We start from the raw sequence: 14,626 nt of genomic DNA, 5'->3' as shown, positions 1-14,626 counted from the left end.
TTTCGCGCGGACGTCGCCGTTGCTTGTGGTTTTGTCCGGCAGGTGAAGCGTTCTTCATCTGCTCATTGCCCTCGGTTGCGGCCGATAGGGGCAAGGCACGTGCCATGCGCTGTCCGGATCGACGGTTCACCTGATGAAAAACGGCCGACAGACACTCGCAAACATATGATTAGGTTTGAAAATCCTTCCGGCTGGAATTTGGCGTGCCGATGGCGTGACCGCCGGCCGCACAGCGCCGCCGTACAGCTCCGCGCAACACTTGTTGCAGGTGTTCTGGACAGTTGTACGGAGCACTTGAACAGCTGATGCGAGCTGCAGCAAAACCCTTCGTCGCCCATTGGTCCGACCAATTCCAGGGCGCGGGAAAAGCGCGCTAGAACTGCGCGTGAGCGATCCGCCGATGGCACAGACGAGCGGAAGCCCTCGCGATCAATGGAGAGAGCAGCATGAGTACGCAAACGCATGTCGAGCGCGTGATGGCCGGCGTCGGTGGCCTGATGCCCCTGGGCGGTATCGATGGCCTCGCCGAGCCGATCCAGCGCTCGTGGACGCGCTGCATCAATCAGCACAAGTTGCATCCGGGCAGCGCGGTCGTGGCGCATGTCGAATCGCAATCGCGCCTGCGTGAATGCCGCGGTCAGATCGAGGAATACCTGCACGTCGCACGAGCCGGCATGGAGCAGCTGTACAAGTGCGTCGCGGGCCTGGGTTATGTGTTGCTGCTCGCCGATTCCGAGGGCGTGACGATCGACTACATCGGTGACGACAGCGCCGATCACGCACTGCGCCGCGGCGGCCTGCATCTCGGCGCCAACTGGCGCGAGGAATACGGCGGCACCAACGGCATCGGCACCTGCCTGATCGAGCAGCAGCCCTTCGTCTGCCATCGCGACGATCACTTCTTCTGGTCGAATACCTCGCTGAGCTGCGTGACGACACCGCTGTTCGATCCCGAAGGCCAGTTCCTCGGCGTGCTCGACGTGTCGGCATTGTCGGCCCCGGTTTCACGCGAGACCTCGCAGCTCGCGCTGGGCCTGACGACCATGCATGGCCGCATGATCGAAGACGCCAACTTCATGCGTCACTTCGCCGACCGCTGGGTGTTGCGCCTGGCCACCGCGGGCGCGCTGGCCGATGTCGCATCCGACCTCATGCTCGCGCTCGACAACGACGGCATCGTCGTCGGCGCCAACAGCGGCGCGCGTCGGCGCCTGCGCACGGCAGCCGAATGGCGATCGGACAACGCCGACATCATCGGCCGTCCGATCGCCGACCTGTTCCGCGATCCGATGGATGCCTTGTCGCGCCTGCGCAAGCCGCATGCCTCGCACGATCGCGCGGTGCTCGTGACCACCGATTTCGTCTCGTACTACGGCTCGCTGGTTCCGCCGCGCACGCAAGCTCGCACAGCTTCGATGGCGACGGCGGTCGCGTCTCCGTCGGTGACGCCGACGCGCGAACACGTACTCGACCGACTCGCGGGCGACGATCGCCACATGCAGCGCGTGCTCGACCAGGCCAAGCGCCTCGTCAACAAGCGCATCAACGTGCTGATCCAGGGCGAAACCGGAACCGGCAAGGAAGTGTTCGCGCGTGCGATGCACGAGGCCAGCGCGCGCGTCGACAAGCCCTTCGTCGCGATCAACTGCGCGGCGATTCCGGAGTCTCTGATCGAGAGCGAGTTGTTCGGCTACACCGCGGGCACCTTCACGGGCGCGCGCGCCAAGGGCATGAAGGGCCTGATCCAGCAATCCGACGGCGGCACCCTGTTTCTCGATGAAATCGGCGACATGCCGCTGAGCCTGCAGACGCGCCTGCTGCGCGTGCTGTCGGAGCGCGAAGTGCTGCCGCTGGGTTCCGACAAGCCGATCGCGATCGACCTGACCGTGATCGCCGCCTCGCATCGCGACCTGCGCCGGCAGATCGCGGCCGGCACCTTCCGCGAAGATCTCTACTACCGCCTGTGCGGCGCAACGATGGCGCTGCCCGCGCTGCGCGAACGGCAGGATCGCGAATACATCATCAATCACCTGCTGCGCGAGGAATCGGCCAAGCTCAATGCGCGTCCGTGGCTGCAGGATCGGGCGCTCGCGCAGCTGCTGTCGTACAACTGGCCCGGCAACGTGCGCGAGTTGCGCAACGTGCTGCGCTACGCGGTGGCGATGTCGGACGGCGAGGGCGTGTTCATCGAACACCTGCCGGCCGAGCTGCTCGCCGCCAATGCCGTGCCGCGTGCGGTTTCGAGCGTGCCGGCTTCCGCATCCGCCGACGAAGCCACCGCGGAGCCGATGAGCATCGCCGGCGTCGCGCCCATGCATGTAGAGCCTGAACTGCCCGCCGTGCCGCCGCTGCCGATGAAGACCCAGCCGCTCGTCACCGCGCTGCGGCGGAACAAGTGGAACATCTCGGCCGCGGCGGCCGAGCTCGGCATGTGTCGCACCACGCTGTATCGGCAGATGAAGCGCTACGGCATCACGCCGCCGACGCACTGGTAGGAGGAAGCTCGCTCCGCAGCCTCAGCGCATTCCTGCGCGCCGCCTGCGCGACAACAGCGCCGGCACCAGCAACAGCAGGTTCCAGAGTCCGAATGCACCGCCGCTGCGGATGGGTTGATCGCGGCTCGGAGCGCCCGGATCGGCGATGCGGCCCGGCGTCGGGTCGCTGTCGCCGCGTCCGTTGTCGACGAGCGTGAGAATCACGGTATCGCCGACGATCTGCGCGCCCGGACCGCTGGCGGCATCGAACAGATACCAATGCGGCGTCGCGTTGCCGGCTTCCGGCCCGTATTTGTAGTAATGCTGGGGCCGCGTGCCGCTCGGCAGCTTGATCGCCACCTGCACCGTCGCACCGGCAGCGAGGCCTTCGATCGCGAAGCTGAAGGCGCCGTTCGCGAAGATTTGGTCGGCCGGCGGCTCCACCTCGCTCGGCAGCGACACGGCGCCGGCGTTGACGAGTCGTCCCGCATTGGTCGAGATGCCGACCGCACGCCCGTTCGCATCGCTGACGACGGCGCTGCGATCGTCGGTCGGCGGCGCGGCATCCGCGCTGGTCACGGTGAAGTTCGCGCTGACGCCGCCGATGCTCAAGCTTGCCGTCTTCGACTGTCCTGCCGCAGCGGACTGCAGGCGCAGGCTCACGCGGTCGCCGTTCTGCACTTGCCCCGCAGCGCTCGTGAAGGCGCCATCGCCGATGCGGTACTCGCCGCCGCTGACGCTGATCGGAGCTGCGACGTTGATGCCGCTGACGACGATGCTCTGCGAGCTCACCGGTGTGTTCGCGGGCGCATTGCGAATGCTCGCGAAGCTGAAAGCATCGGGCGTGCTGTCGGCTGCCGGCGGGGTCGCGGCGCGCGTGGTGCTCGCGAAGCTGCCGTTGACGCCGCCGATGCCGAGCGTCGTCACCGTGCGCAAGCCGTTGCCGCTCGCCGCGGTGTGGCGCACGCGCAGTGAGTCGCCATTGGCGACGCTGCCGTTCGCACGCGTGAAGTCGCCTCCGTTGATCGAGTATTCGCCGTTGTCGATGCTGACGCCTGCAGGTGCGTCGATGCCGGCGACGATGATCGCGGCACTCGTGACGAGGCTGCCGGGCTCGACTTCGGTCTGCTCGGGAAAGCTGAACGCATCCGGCGTGGTGTCCGCAGGCGGCGGCACATCGGGTTGCTGGCGTGTGCGCACGCTGTAGGCATCGCTGACGCCGCCGATGGTCACGCTGCTGTTGACCGTCGTCGAATACTGCGTCGAGCTGCGCAAGCTCAGCGTCACGACGTCGCCGTTGCGCACGCTGCCGTCGGCGCTCGTGAACGCGGCGCCGTTGATGCTGTAGGTGCAGCCGCTGCAGCGAATGCCGGTGACCGCATCGATGCCGCTGATGGTCTGCGGTTGCGAGCGCACGTCGGTGTCGGGCAGCGCATCGACCACGTCGGCGAAGTCGAAGGCATCGGGCGTGGTGTCGGGCGCCGGTGCCTGCGCGGTGCGGCTCGTGAAGCGGCCTTCGATGCCGCCGACCGTGACGACGCTGACGACGGCTTGTCCACCGTTGGCCGACGAGCTGTGGCGAACGCGCAGCCTGGCGCCGTTGACGAGCGTACCGGCCGCTCGTGTGTAGGCGCCGCCGTTGATCGAGTATTCGCCGACGTCGCCGATGCTCACGGCGGTGGGCGAGTCGATGCCGCTGATCGTGACTTCGTTCGAGGTGACGAGCGTGTTCGTCGCGACGTCGTTCTGGTCGGCGAACGTGAAGGCATCGGGCACCGTGTCGGGCGCTGCGGGCGGCGGTGTCGTGGCGGCGAGATCGCTGCGATAAAGCCCGGCGTCCTGCACGGCGATGCGCAGGCCGTTCGCATCGGCCACCAGCGCGGTGCCCCAGCTCGAACGCGGAGTCGTGCGCGGCAGGCCGTTGCGATCGCGCGTCCAGCCCGTTGCGTTCGCGCCCTTGTAGTAGACGTCGGCGCCATCGGGTCCTGCGTAGCTCAGGTAGAGCGTGCCGTTGGCGTCTTCGGTCATCGAGGTGATCACGAAGCTCGCCGTCGGCAGGCCGGAGGTGGTGAACGCGGCCCAGCTGGCGCCCGCATCGCTCGTGCGATACAGCGCGCTGTTGGTGGTCTGCACGTAAACACCCGACGGCAGCGTGTAGAAGCGGTTGAGCCGCGTGTCGAAGCTCGAGGCCGACAGGCTGATGCCGTTGTTCGCGAGCGTCAGCGTGGCCCCGCCGTCGGTGCTGCGATAGACGGCCTTGGGCGTCGAGAACTCGTTGACGATCGCGAGCAGCGTGCCGCCGACGGCGGTCAGCGAGGCGATGCGCTCATTCGCCGGCAGCGTCGCGCTCGTGGCGCTCCAGCTGCTGCCGCGATCGGTGGATCGATACAGCTTGCCGGCGACGCCAACGAACCAATCGCCGTTGACGATCGCCGGTCCGAACGCCGGGTTGTACTGGATGTCGGCGATGCCGCTGTCCGCACGGCTCCAGCTCGCTGCGCCATCGTTGCTGCGATACAGGCTGTTGGTCGCGTTGACGATGATCGCATCGCCGTCGACGGTGAGCGATCGCCCGCTGCCGAGATCGAGCGCGGCGTTCGCCGGGCGCTGCGCGATGTCGGCCGAAAGCCTGTGCAGGCCGCTGCCCGAGACCAGTGCGATCAGGCCCGCTGCATCGAAGCCGAGCGCACTGATCGACGACACCGCGAGGCCGCCGTTGGCGCGGCGGAAGCCGCCACGCGTCACGCCGAACAGGCCGTCGCCGCTGGTGCCGAACAGGATGCCTTCGCCGCTGCGCACGAATTGCGTGATGCTGCGTCCAGTCTGCGCCTGATAATCGACGCCGCTCGCATCGCCGAAGCTCGTGCCCGCATCGGCGCTCGACAGCAGCTTGCCCGAGGCGCCCGCGACGTACAGCACACCAGCCAGGCTCACGCCGAGCGCGCGCGGCGGATCGATGTTGCTGAAGCTGGAGGGTGCGCTCGAGCTGAAGGTCTTGCAGCCGTCGTCGCTGCGATAGAGCCGGGCGTTGCCGACGTTGTTCGCGTAGAGCCGCGTGCCGTCCGCGCTCAGGGCGGTGCCTGCGATCGCAGACGGAGCCGCGTTGTTGCTGAAGTCGCCCGGCGCCGGATAGCCGAAGCCACTGCCCTTGATCCAGGTCGCTCCGCTGTCGAGGCTGTATTCGACACCGAAGCGATAATCCTGCGGAGACCACAGGCACAGCGAGGTCGCGGTGCGCACGAGTACCGCGTCGCGTCCGTTGCCGAGTCCATGCACGAGCGACCAGCTCGCGCTGGCTCCGTGCGTGCTGCGATAAATGCCCTGGCTGCTGTTGGCGTTGGCGCCGACGTAAACGTACTGCGCGTCGGCAACCAGGTTGCCGATGCCGAGGTTGTAGGTGCCGAACTCGGTCGGCAATCCGGTGTTGAACGCGCGCCAGCTCGCGCCACCGTCGTCGCTCGCGAAGATGCCGCTGTCGGCGATGGCACTGCTCGTGAACGTATTCGCGTAGTAGACGCCGCCGCCGTAAGCGAGTTCGGTGACCTGTCGTCCGAGCGCTGCACCAAAGCGGCTCCAGCGCACGCCGCCGTCGAGGCTTTCGAACATCTGTCCGCCCGCCGCGACCGCGATCAAATGCTCGCCATCGATGGCGACGAGCTGGCGGATCACCGGGCTCTCGGGCTGCGCCGCAACGGGCGTGAACGACAGCGCTTGTGCGCTGCCGGCGGACACGGCCAAGGCTGCCGACAGCGCAGCGGACACAGCGGTGACGAAGTAGCGAGCCGACATGCGGAAATTCCCCCAGTGAAGGTGCAGGACTCTAGGCACCGGCGCGAGATGTCCCCACCCCCTGTTCTGGGGGCATGCCTTGACGCTCGGAGGAGCCGCGCATCAGGCTTGCGTCACGGCCATCCTGGCCGCAGCGCTTGGGGGAGCGGCGACACGATGACGAGCATTCGGCAGGCCATGGTGGTGGAAGATCAGCCTGCGCTCGCGCAATGGCTCGTGCAGACGCTCGAAGAGGCGTTTCCGGGGGTGCACGTGGTCTATGCCGGAACCCTGCAGGCCGCGCGGCTCGTGCTCAAGGAGCTCGCGACGCCCGAGATCGCGCTGATCGATCTCGGTCTGCCCGATGGCTCGGGCGTCGACCTGATTCGCGAAATCGCGACGGCACATCCGAACTGCCAGTGCATCGTCAGCACCATCTACGCGGACGACCAGCATCTGTTTCCGGCGCTGCGTGCGGGCGCCGGCGGCTATCTGCTCAAGGATCAGCCGCGCGAGCGCATCGTGCAGTCGCTGCGCGGCATCGCGGCCGGCGAGCCGCCGCTGTCGGCGTCGATCGCGCGTCGCCTGCTGCGCGTGTTTGGCGATCCGGCGCCGACGGCCGCCGGCGCATCGACAGGTTCGGGAGAAACGCTCACGCCGCGCGAGCGCGAGACGCTCGCGCTGATCGCCAAGGGCTTCAAGATCGCCGAAGTGGCGACCAGCCTCGGCGTCACGCGCAACACCGCGCATGGCTTCATCAAGAACGTCTACCGCAAGCTCAAGATCGGCAGCCGCGCCGAGGCCGCCACCGAGGCAGCGCGCATGGGGCTCATCAACCCGCATCTGTAGTGAAGTGATCTGCGTATTGCTGGCACACTCAGCCAGACAACAACGAGAGTGCGCCGAGCCACATCGGCGCACCCGCTTGGGGGAGCCTCGTGAACCATATCGACGACAGCGGTCTGCCGCAGCAGATCGGGCCTTATCGCATCCTCGGCCTGCTCGGAGAGGGCAGCAACGGACGCGTCTACAAAGCGCAGCAGAGTGATCCGCAGCGCGAGGTGGCGCTCAAGGTGCTGCGCAGCGCCGGGCTGTCGGGCGAAGCGCAGCAGCGCTTCCGACGCGAAGCCGAGCTGCTCGCGCAGCTCGAGCATCCCGGTATCGCGCGGCTTTACGCGGCCGGTGTCGCCGACGGCGACGCCGGCCCGGTGCCGTACCTGGCGATGGAGCTCGTGCGCGGCACCGACCTGCTGCGCTACGCGCAGCAGCATCAGCTCGATCTGCACGCCAAGCTCGCGCTGCTCGCGCAGGTCTGCCAGGCCGTGCACTACGCGCATAGCCGCGGCATCGTGCATCGCGACCTCAAGCCCGCGAACATCCTGGTCGGCGAAGACGGGCATCCGCGCATCCTCGACTTCGGTGTCGCGAGCGTGGCCGAAGACGCGGCGAGCATGACCGTGGCCGGCGAAGTGCTCGGCACGGTGCCGTACATGAGTCCCGAGCAACTCGCGGGCGGCGCGCGCGGCAGCGATCCGCGCAGCGACGTCTACTCGCTCGGCGTCATCGCCTATGAGCTGCTGACCGGCGAGCTGCCGTATCCGGGCTTGTCGAAATCCACCGTCATCGAAGCGATCACGCTGATTCGCGAAGGCCGCATCGAGCCCTTGTCGAAACGCGAGCCGCGTGCGCGCGGCGACGCCGAAACCGTGATCATGAAAGCGATGGCGCAGGAGGCGCCACGTCGCTACGGCTCGGCCGCCGAGCTCGCGAGCGACCTCGAACGCTTTCTGCGTCATCAGCCGATCGAAGCGCATCCGCCGAGCGCGATGTATGTGATGCGCCTGTTCGTGCGGCGGCATCGAGCGGTTTCGGCCGCGATCACCGCCGCGCTCGCGATGCTCGTGATCGGCGCGCTAGTGTCGCTGCGCTACGGCCTGGCCGAGGCCGAGGCGCGCAAGCAGGCCGATGCGACCAATGCCTTCCTCGAAAAAATGCTCACGGCCGCCGATCCGGCGCAGGACATGGGCCGCGATCTGCGCGTGCGCGAGCTGCTCGACGAGGCGCGCCGGCAGTTGCCGAACGAACATGACCCGGCCGTCGTCGCGAGCCTGGATCGCACGCTCGGCGCGACGTATCTGAGCCTCGGAGAGGCCGAAATCGCGCTCGAGATGCTCGAGCGCGCGCTCGAGCTGTCGGCCGCGGCCGAAGGCGAGCAGGCGCAGCGCACGCGCGAGCTGCATCTGCTGCATGCGCGCGCGCTCGTGCAGCAGCGCCGCTACGACGACGCGCAGCGCGAGCTCGAAGCGCTCGTCGCCTCGCCCGCGAACGACGATGCGCAGTGGCGCCTGCGCTTCGATGCACGCCGGCAGCTCGGCATTTCGATCATGGAGCAGGGCCGCGAGGACGAGGCGGAAGTCTTCATGCGGGCCTTGCATGCGGACATGGCGGCCCGCTTCGGCGAGGAAGACGGCCCGACCCTGGTGGTCGAAGCCGATCTCGCGGCGATGCTGCAGATGGGCGGAAAACCCAAGGAAGCGCTCGCCCTGCAGGAAAAGCTGCTGGCCATCCAGACCCGCAAGATCGGCGCGGATGCGGCCGAAACCCTGGACGTGCAGAGCAGCCTCGCGGTCACGCTGGCCGATCTCGATCAGAGCGAGCGCGCGCTCGCGATCATGCGCGAGGTGGTCGAGCGCGAGCGCCGCATCTACGGGCCGACGCATCCCAAGACCATCATCAGCCTGCAGAATCTCGCAGGACAAACCGCGGTGGCCGGGCTTGCGGAAGAAAGCTATGCGCAGCGTCGCGAGTTGCTCGCCGCCGCGCTCACGCGCTATGGCCGCTCGCATGCGCGCAGCATCGACGCGCTGGCGATGATGGCGACGCAGAGCTCGGTGCTCGGCCGCGAGGACGAGGCCGCGGATTACTACCGCCAGTCCATCGAGGCCGCGCACAGCGATCCGCTGCTGGTCGTCAACGGCATCATTCCGCAGCACAACTTCGCCAACTGGCTGCTCAAGCGCGGCCGCCCGGCCGAGGCGCGTCCCGAGTTCGAGACCGCGGTGGCCGACGCGATCAAGCACTTCGGTGCGGAGGACTGGCGCACCGCGGCCTTCATGGCCAACTACGGCAACTGCCTGTCCAAGCTCGGCGAATATCCGCTGGCGCGCGCGCAGCTCGAACGCAGCCTCGCGGTGCTCGAAAAGGAGCTCGGCCCGCAGCACGACCGCACGCGCGATACGCGTGAAAAATTGCGCGCGGTATATCTGGCGATGGGCCTCAGGGCCGAAGCCGAGGCGCTACCGGCGAGCGTCGCCCCGTAGGTTCGGCGGGGCGCTGCTTCAAAGGAGCTGCGGCATGCAGCCGCAGATCACGTCGGCGGGGTGATACGCATCCTGATGCAGCTGTCGAAGCTTCAAAAGAGCTGCGGCATGAAGCCACGGAAACCCGCCGGCAACGGCAGTGCCGTGACCGGTGGAGCGATCGACTACCATGGCGCGCTCCTTTCGCCGGGTTCGTGATGCCGTCCCCATGCCGTCGTTGATCGCCGCCGCCGTCCTGCTCGCCGCGCTGATCGCTTTCGCGGTCTTCATGCTGCGTCGTCAGCGACGTTTGCAGGACCAGCTCGCGCAGCTGCAAGCCCAGCTCGCGGATGCCTTGCGCGCCGAGCGCCTGAAGGCCGCGGCCGAGGAGCGCCAGCGCCTGCTGGCCGACCTGCACGACGATATCGGCGCCAAGCTGCTCACGCTCGTGCACGCGGTGCGCGAGCCCGAGCTCGCCGATCTGGCGCGCGCGGTGGTGCAGGATTTTCGCGACGTGGTCAGCCGGACCAACCAGGACGCCTGCACCTTGCAGCAGGCGCTCGGCCAGATTCGCGAGGAAACCGAACACCGGCTCGAATCGGCCGGCGGCCTGCTCGACTGGCAGCAGGACGCGGCGCTGCCCGATCCGCTTCTCGACGAGGCGCAAGTGCTGCACCTGTTCCGCATCTCGCGAGAAGCCGTCACCAACGCGCTGCGCCACGGCCACGCCACGCACATCCGCGTGCGTGCGAAAGCGGTGGGCCAGAGCCTGCTGCTCGACGTCACCGACAACGGTCCCGGCTTGGCCGCCGAGCACCACGCCGGCCGCGGCACCGACAGCATGCGCAACCGCGCCCAGCAGCTCGCCGGCACCATCGACTGGACCGCCGGAACGCGCGGCGGCACCAAGGTGGTTCTGGAATTTCCGCTGCCGATAGCGCTGGCTGGCCAATCAGAACATCAGACCGGTTCGGTGCGGTAAGCGACTCGGATCGGAAGCGTAAACGCAGTCACGTTTGCCCGAAGCATTCGTCGCTAAGCTCGGCTCTTCATATGTCAGAGGGGGCTGAGAATGTCGAACCAAGTGGTGATGGAAGATGATGCCAAGAGCTCACGGGAGACGCTAGACAAGCGAATCGAAACGGCAATGAAGCTGAGCCACTTCGCGCTCCAGTTTGCTGTTGCCGTGGGCGTTATCTCCACGTACTGCTATTGCGCATTTGACGCGCACTTCTTTCCTACAGGGCTGACGCTAGGTGACGGTCTGCTATTTCTTTTCGTAGCGTTCGGCTTCGGATCAGGTTACGTGGTTTGGCTGTGGACGGGATGGGCGGTCATGGCGGGAGCACTTTCGCACAAGCTGGGCTGCAATAAAGATGACCGCCGGGTGATGATCTGGATGGCTGGCGCGGTCGGCGGTTTCTGGATATTGATGGTGGTCTGCACCTGGCAGTGCACCTGGGATTTTCTGTGGCTGGTCATAGAGGCAACGCTTCCTCCGCTAGTCAGTGGATTCTGTGTGTGCGGGGCCCTGATGCTTGAGGTGAAGGCCAGCAAAAACAGCATAGAAGATGAAGGATTACCGGCCGGGGTGCAGAAGAGGCGTAGGCAAGTGCAGGCGGTTATGATCGCTGTGGCTCTGCTTACCCCTGCGATCGTTGGGGCGACGCCGGTATTGCGCCTGATGTCTCACGCGATGAGCCTGCTGAGCATTCGCGTCAGCAGTGCTTCGCTCCTCGTCGATGAAGATAATTTCCGGATCATCGAGAGCGTTGCTTCGCAGATGGGACTGCCCATTCAGGGATGCGGCGTCAGCGACTCGAATGCGTACTTTGTTCATGGCGTACGTGTCTGGTGGCATGGCCTAGGAGAGCGCAGTTTCATCGAACTGGTCGATTTGGGGCGACAAAAAGACGGCAAGATCGTCGAGATTCCGGGCGCCCGGCTGGAACTCGCGCGAGCCGGCACAAAAGTTATCTCGTGGAGTAAAGCGCACCAGCAGATTCAGACTTGCCGCAACATCAAAACGGACTTGCTGTTTGATCGAAACAAAGCGGAGATCAGCACCTCGGGGCGGTCCGAAGTCGATCGCCAGCGACGAGACATCGAACAGCAGATCGAGAAATTCGGCTGGCGCATCGAGTCGGCAGAAGTGGTCGGCTACGCAGATCGGCAGCTGGTTCGGACGGAAGGCGGAAATCGGAAGCTTTCGCACGCACGCGCTCAAGCAGTCCGAGATGCGCTGGCCCCTTTGTTCCAGGGAGTCTCAGGCGACAAGATCGCGGTCGAAGGCATGGGCGCGCTGGAATCGCGAACCCACTGCGGCATGACATTGGCTGGGGAAGCGCTCAACGAATGCCTGGCGCCTGATCGGCGTGTCGAAATCAGGCTGAACGTGACGCGGCCATGAGCAACAGAGTGACGGCTTCTGTCATGGCCCGCCTCGCGCTTGAATTCTGCGGCCATATAGCCGATAAGCCGGCCCGGCCAGCAGCACGAGCGCGATCAGACGCACGAGCTGGAACGCCGCGACCACCGGCACGCCCAGGTGCAGCAGCTTCGCGGTGAGGCTCATTTCGGCGATGCCGCCGGGCGCCGTGGCCAGGATCATCGTCGGCCAGGAGGCTCCGGTGGCCGATGCCACCAGGCCCGCGAACAAGGCGCAGACGGCGACGATGAGCAGGCTCGTGACGCTGACGCAGGCCATGAAGCGTGGAGCGGCGCGCAGAAAATCGGGCGAGAAGCGACCGCCGAGCGCGCAGCCGAGCAGCAGCTGTCCGGCCCCGACGACGACGGGCGGCAGCGCCGACAGCGGCACGCCGGCGACCGCCATCGCCGCGACGGCGGCGAGCGGGCCGAGCGTCCAGGCGTTGGGCACGCGCAGGGCTTGCAGCAGCAGGCCGGACGGAACGGTGGCGGCAAGCATCAGCAGCAGCCGGCCGGCATCGACGCCCAGCGCAGCGGCGCCCAGCAGGTGGGTATCCGGATCGCTGCCGTGCGCGCCCGACATGAAGAACACATAGGGCAGGCCGACGACCACGATCACCACGCGCAGCGACTGCGCGGCGGCCACGCGATCGACGCGTGCGCCCGAGCGCTCGGCCTGGTTGGTCATTTCGACCGCGCCGCCGATGGCGACCGAAAAGAAGCCGGTGGCCCGGTCGACCCCGCTCAGGCGGCTCAACAGCGCGCCGCCCGCCGCGCTGATCGCGAGCGAGAACGCCACCGCGATCAGCAGCCAGGGCCACAGGTGCAGCAACTCGCGCAGCACCTCGAGGCTGAAATAGAGCCCGACCGCGGTGCCGATCGCCCATTGGCCGGCGCTGCGCAGCGGCATCGGCAGGCCGAGCCGGCGATCGAAACCGACGTTGAGCGTGGCGGTGACCAGCAGCGGGCCGAGCATCCACGGCAGCGGCGAATGCAGCAGCGTGAACAGCCCGCCCGCGGCCAGGCCCACGAGCAGGGTCGTGAGGATGCGCCAGGCGGCGTCGGGTTCGGGTGCAGCGCAAGAGGAGGACATCGGCGCGCATTGTCGCCCCGGCCTGGCGGATTTGCCGCGCCGATCGGCCGCATCGCGAGGGCCAATGGCGGAAGGCTTCGGTATTCTCCGCGCCCATCGCGCCGCCGGCTCGCGGCTGGCAGAGGCCTTGCTAATGCGGCGGTCCTTCGACTGCGGACAGGTCGCGTTACGGTCGCATCTGGCTTCATCGCCTGTCATCGATGTTGCACAACCGGATCAGATGTCATGAGCAGTGTCATGAGCAGTGTTGCGGAAAAGAAGCAGTCGCGGCGCCGCGTGGTGGTGGTCGGCGGTGGGTTCGGCGGCCTCAAGGCCGTGGCCGCGTTGCGCAAGGCCGAGGTCGACCTGACCCTGGTCGATCGTCGCAACCATCACCTGTTCCAACCGCTGCTGTACCAGGTCGCCACCGCCGCGCTGTCGCCCGCGCAGATCGCCCAGCCGATCCGCGCGATCCTCAAACGCCAGCGGAACGTCGACGTGGTGCTCGACGAAGTCACCGGCATCGACACGACGGCCCGCCAGGTGCTCACGCGCAGCGGCCCGATCGCCTACGACGACCTGATCCTCGCCACCGGCGCCTCTCACGCCTACTTCGGCCACGATCACTGGCAGGAGGCCGCGCCGGGGCTCAAGTCGCTCGACGATGCCACCGCGCTGCGCCGCCGCATCCTGAATGCCTTCGAGCAGGCCGAGCTCAGCGAGGACGCCGCCGAGCGCCAGGCGCTGCTGACCTTCTGCGTGGTCGGCGGCGGCCCCACCGGCGTCGAAATGGCCGGGGCGATCGCCGAACTCGCGCATCGCACGCTGGTGCACGAATTCCGCCGCATCGACACGCGCATTGCCCGCGTGATCCTGATCGAAGCCGGTCCACGCATCCTCGCGGCGATGCCGGCTTCGCTGTCGGCCAAGGCCCAGCAGGGCCTCGAACGGCTCGGCGTGACGGTGCGCGTCAACACCGCGGTGACCGATTGCACGCAGACCTCGGTGCAGGTCGGGGCCGAGCGCATCGATTGCCGGACCATCGTCTGGGCTGCGGGGGTGCGCGCCTCGCCGGTCGGCAGCTGGCTCGGCGCGAACGTGGCGCTCGATCGCGCCGGTCGCGTCAAGGTGAACCCGGACCTGTCGGTGCCGGGCCTGCCGGGCGTCTACGTGATCGGCGACGCGGCCGCGGTCAACATGGCCGGAGGCAAGCCGGTCCCGGGCGTCGCCCCGGCCGCCAAGCAGCAGGGCCGCTACGTGGCCGGGCTGATCTCGCGCCAGGTTCGCGGCCAGAGCGCGCCGCCGCCGTTTGCGTACGTAGACCAGGGCAATCTCGCCACCGTCGGCCGCGGCGAAGCGGTGGTGGACCTGGGCTGGCTCAAGCTCAGCGGCCTGCCGGCCTGGCTGTTCTGGGGCCTGATCCACGTGTTCTTCCTGATCGACTTCCGCAACCGCATCACGGTGTCGCTGGACTGGATCTGGTCGTTCGTGACCGATGGGCGCAGCGCGCGGCTGATTACGGAAGGCGAGCGGAAGCAGCCGTAAGACGGAGACCGGGAGACGCTAGAAGCGGCTTCGCTTTTACG

At 67.3% G+C, this 14,626-nt stretch carries 9 protein-coding genes; 6 read left to right on the top strand and 3 right to left on the bottom strand.

Features of this window, described 5'->3' with window-relative positions; all coding sequences use genetic code 11:
• The first annotated feature begins 446 nt into the window (after window positions 1-446).
• Entirely contained in the window at window positions 447-2,495 is a 2,049-nt protein-coding gene (locus WQQ_RS07385; RefSeq protein ID WP_007184508.1) for a sigma-54-dependent Fis family transcriptional regulator, read from the top strand.
• Between the two features lie 21 nt (window positions 2,496-2,516).
• Here the strand turns inward: WQQ_RS07385 and WQQ_RS07380 are convergent, their stop codons facing one another.
• Entirely contained in the window at window positions 2,517-6,263 is a 3,747-nt protein-coding gene (locus WQQ_RS07380) for a choice-of-anchor U domain-containing protein (RefSeq protein ID WP_007184507.1), read from the bottom strand.
• Window positions 6,264-6,419: 156 nt separating this feature from the next.
• On the opposite strand from WQQ_RS07380, the gene WQQ_RS07375 reads away from it, so the two are divergent.
• Together WQQ_RS07375 and WQQ_RS07370 are read left to right on the top strand one after the other, a co-directional pair.
• The gene (locus tag WQQ_RS07375; RefSeq protein WP_007184506.1) at window positions 6,420-7,091 is read left to right on the top strand and encodes a response regulator; all 672 of its coding nucleotides are present in this window, start codon (window positions 6,420-6,422) and stop codon (window positions 7,089-7,091) included.
• 89 nt (window positions 7,092-7,180) lie between these two features.
• The gene (locus WQQ_RS07370; RefSeq protein WP_007184505.1) at window positions 7,181-9,562 is read left to right on the top strand and encodes a serine/threonine-protein kinase; all 2,382 of its coding nucleotides are present in this window, start codon (window positions 7,181-7,183) and stop codon (window positions 9,560-9,562) included.
• Window positions 9,563-9,580: 18 nt separating this feature from the next.
• Here WQQ_RS07370 and WQQ_RS24270 read toward each other — a convergent pair whose 3' ends face one another.
• On the bottom strand, window positions 9,581-9,733 hold the full coding sequence (locus WQQ_RS24270; RefSeq protein WP_007184504.1) for a hypothetical protein: 153 nt from the start codon (window positions 9,731-9,733) through the stop codon (window positions 9,581-9,583).
• Between the two features lie 37 nt (window positions 9,734-9,770).
• Here WQQ_RS24270 and WQQ_RS07365 point away from each other — a divergent pair, with 37 nt between their 5' ends.
• Together WQQ_RS07365 and WQQ_RS07360 are read left to right on the top strand one after the other, a co-directional pair.
• Complete coding sequence (locus WQQ_RS07365; RefSeq protein ID WP_007184503.1) at window positions 9,771-10,523, top strand: sensor histidine kinase; 753 nt, start codon at window positions 9,771-9,773, stop codon at window positions 10,521-10,523.
• Between the two features lie 90 nt (window positions 10,524-10,613).
• A complete protein-coding gene (locus WQQ_RS07360) occupies window positions 10,614-11,951 on the top strand; it encodes an OmpA family protein (RefSeq protein ID WP_040453180.1) in 1,338 nt (445 codons plus the stop codon).
• Window positions 11,952-11,972: 21 nt separating this feature from the next.
• Here WQQ_RS07360 and WQQ_RS07355 read toward each other — a convergent pair whose 3' ends face one another.
• On the bottom strand, window positions 11,973-13,061 hold the full coding sequence (locus WQQ_RS07355) for an AbrB family transcriptional regulator (protein ID WP_007184501.1): 1,089 nt from the start codon (window positions 13,059-13,061) through the stop codon (window positions 11,973-11,975).
• Window positions 13,062-13,298: 237 nt separating this feature from the next.
• Here WQQ_RS07355 and WQQ_RS07350 point away from each other — a divergent pair, with 237 nt between their 5' ends.
• Complete coding sequence (locus WQQ_RS07350) at window positions 13,299-14,585, top strand: NAD(P)/FAD-dependent oxidoreductase (protein ID WP_007184500.1); 1,287 nt, start codon at window positions 13,299-13,301, stop codon at window positions 14,583-14,585.
• The last annotated feature ends 41 nt before the right edge of the window (window positions 14,586-14,626 follow it).

It is taken from the genome of Hydrocarboniphaga effusa AP103 (assembly GCF_000271305.1).
Classification (GTDB): domain Bacteria; phylum Pseudomonadota; class Gammaproteobacteria; order Nevskiales; family Nevskiaceae; genus Hydrocarboniphaga; species Hydrocarboniphaga effusa.
The sequence above is the reverse complement of the archived record's forward strand: the minus strand, read 5'-3'. Positions and strand labels throughout refer to the sequence as shown.

Excerpts from the sequence above, each read along its gene's own strand:
- WQQ_RS24270 (WP_007184504.1), bottom strand. The coding sequence starts at position 9,733 with ATGGTAGTCGATCGCTCCACCGGTCACGGCACTGCCGTTGCCGGCGGG.
- WQQ_RS07360 (WP_040453180.1), top strand. The coding sequence starts at position 10,614 with ATGTCGAACCAAGTGGTGATGGAAGATGATGCCAAGAGCTCACGGGAG.
- WQQ_RS07355 (WP_007184501.1), bottom strand. The coding sequence starts at position 13,061 with ATGTCCTCCTCTTGCGCTGCACCCGAACCCGACGCCGCCTGGCGCATC.
- WQQ_RS07375 (WP_007184506.1), top strand. The coding sequence starts at position 6,420 with ATGACGAGCATTCGGCAGGCCATGGTGGTGGAAGATCAGCCTGCGCTC.
- WQQ_RS07350 (WP_007184500.1), top strand. The coding sequence starts at position 13,299 with ATGAGCAGTGTTGCGGAAAAGAAGCAGTCGCGGCGCCGCGTGGTGGTG.
- WQQ_RS07365 (WP_007184503.1), top strand. The coding sequence starts at position 9,771 with ATGCCGTCGTTGATCGCCGCCGCCGTCCTGCTCGCCGCGCTGATCGCT.
- WQQ_RS07385 (WP_007184508.1), top strand. The coding sequence starts at position 447 with ATGAGTACGCAAACGCATGTCGAGCGCGTGATGGCCGGCGTCGGTGGC.
- WQQ_RS07380 (WP_007184507.1), bottom strand. The coding sequence starts at position 6,263 with ATGTCGGCTCGCTACTTCGTCACCGCTGTGTCCGCTGCGCTGTCGGCA.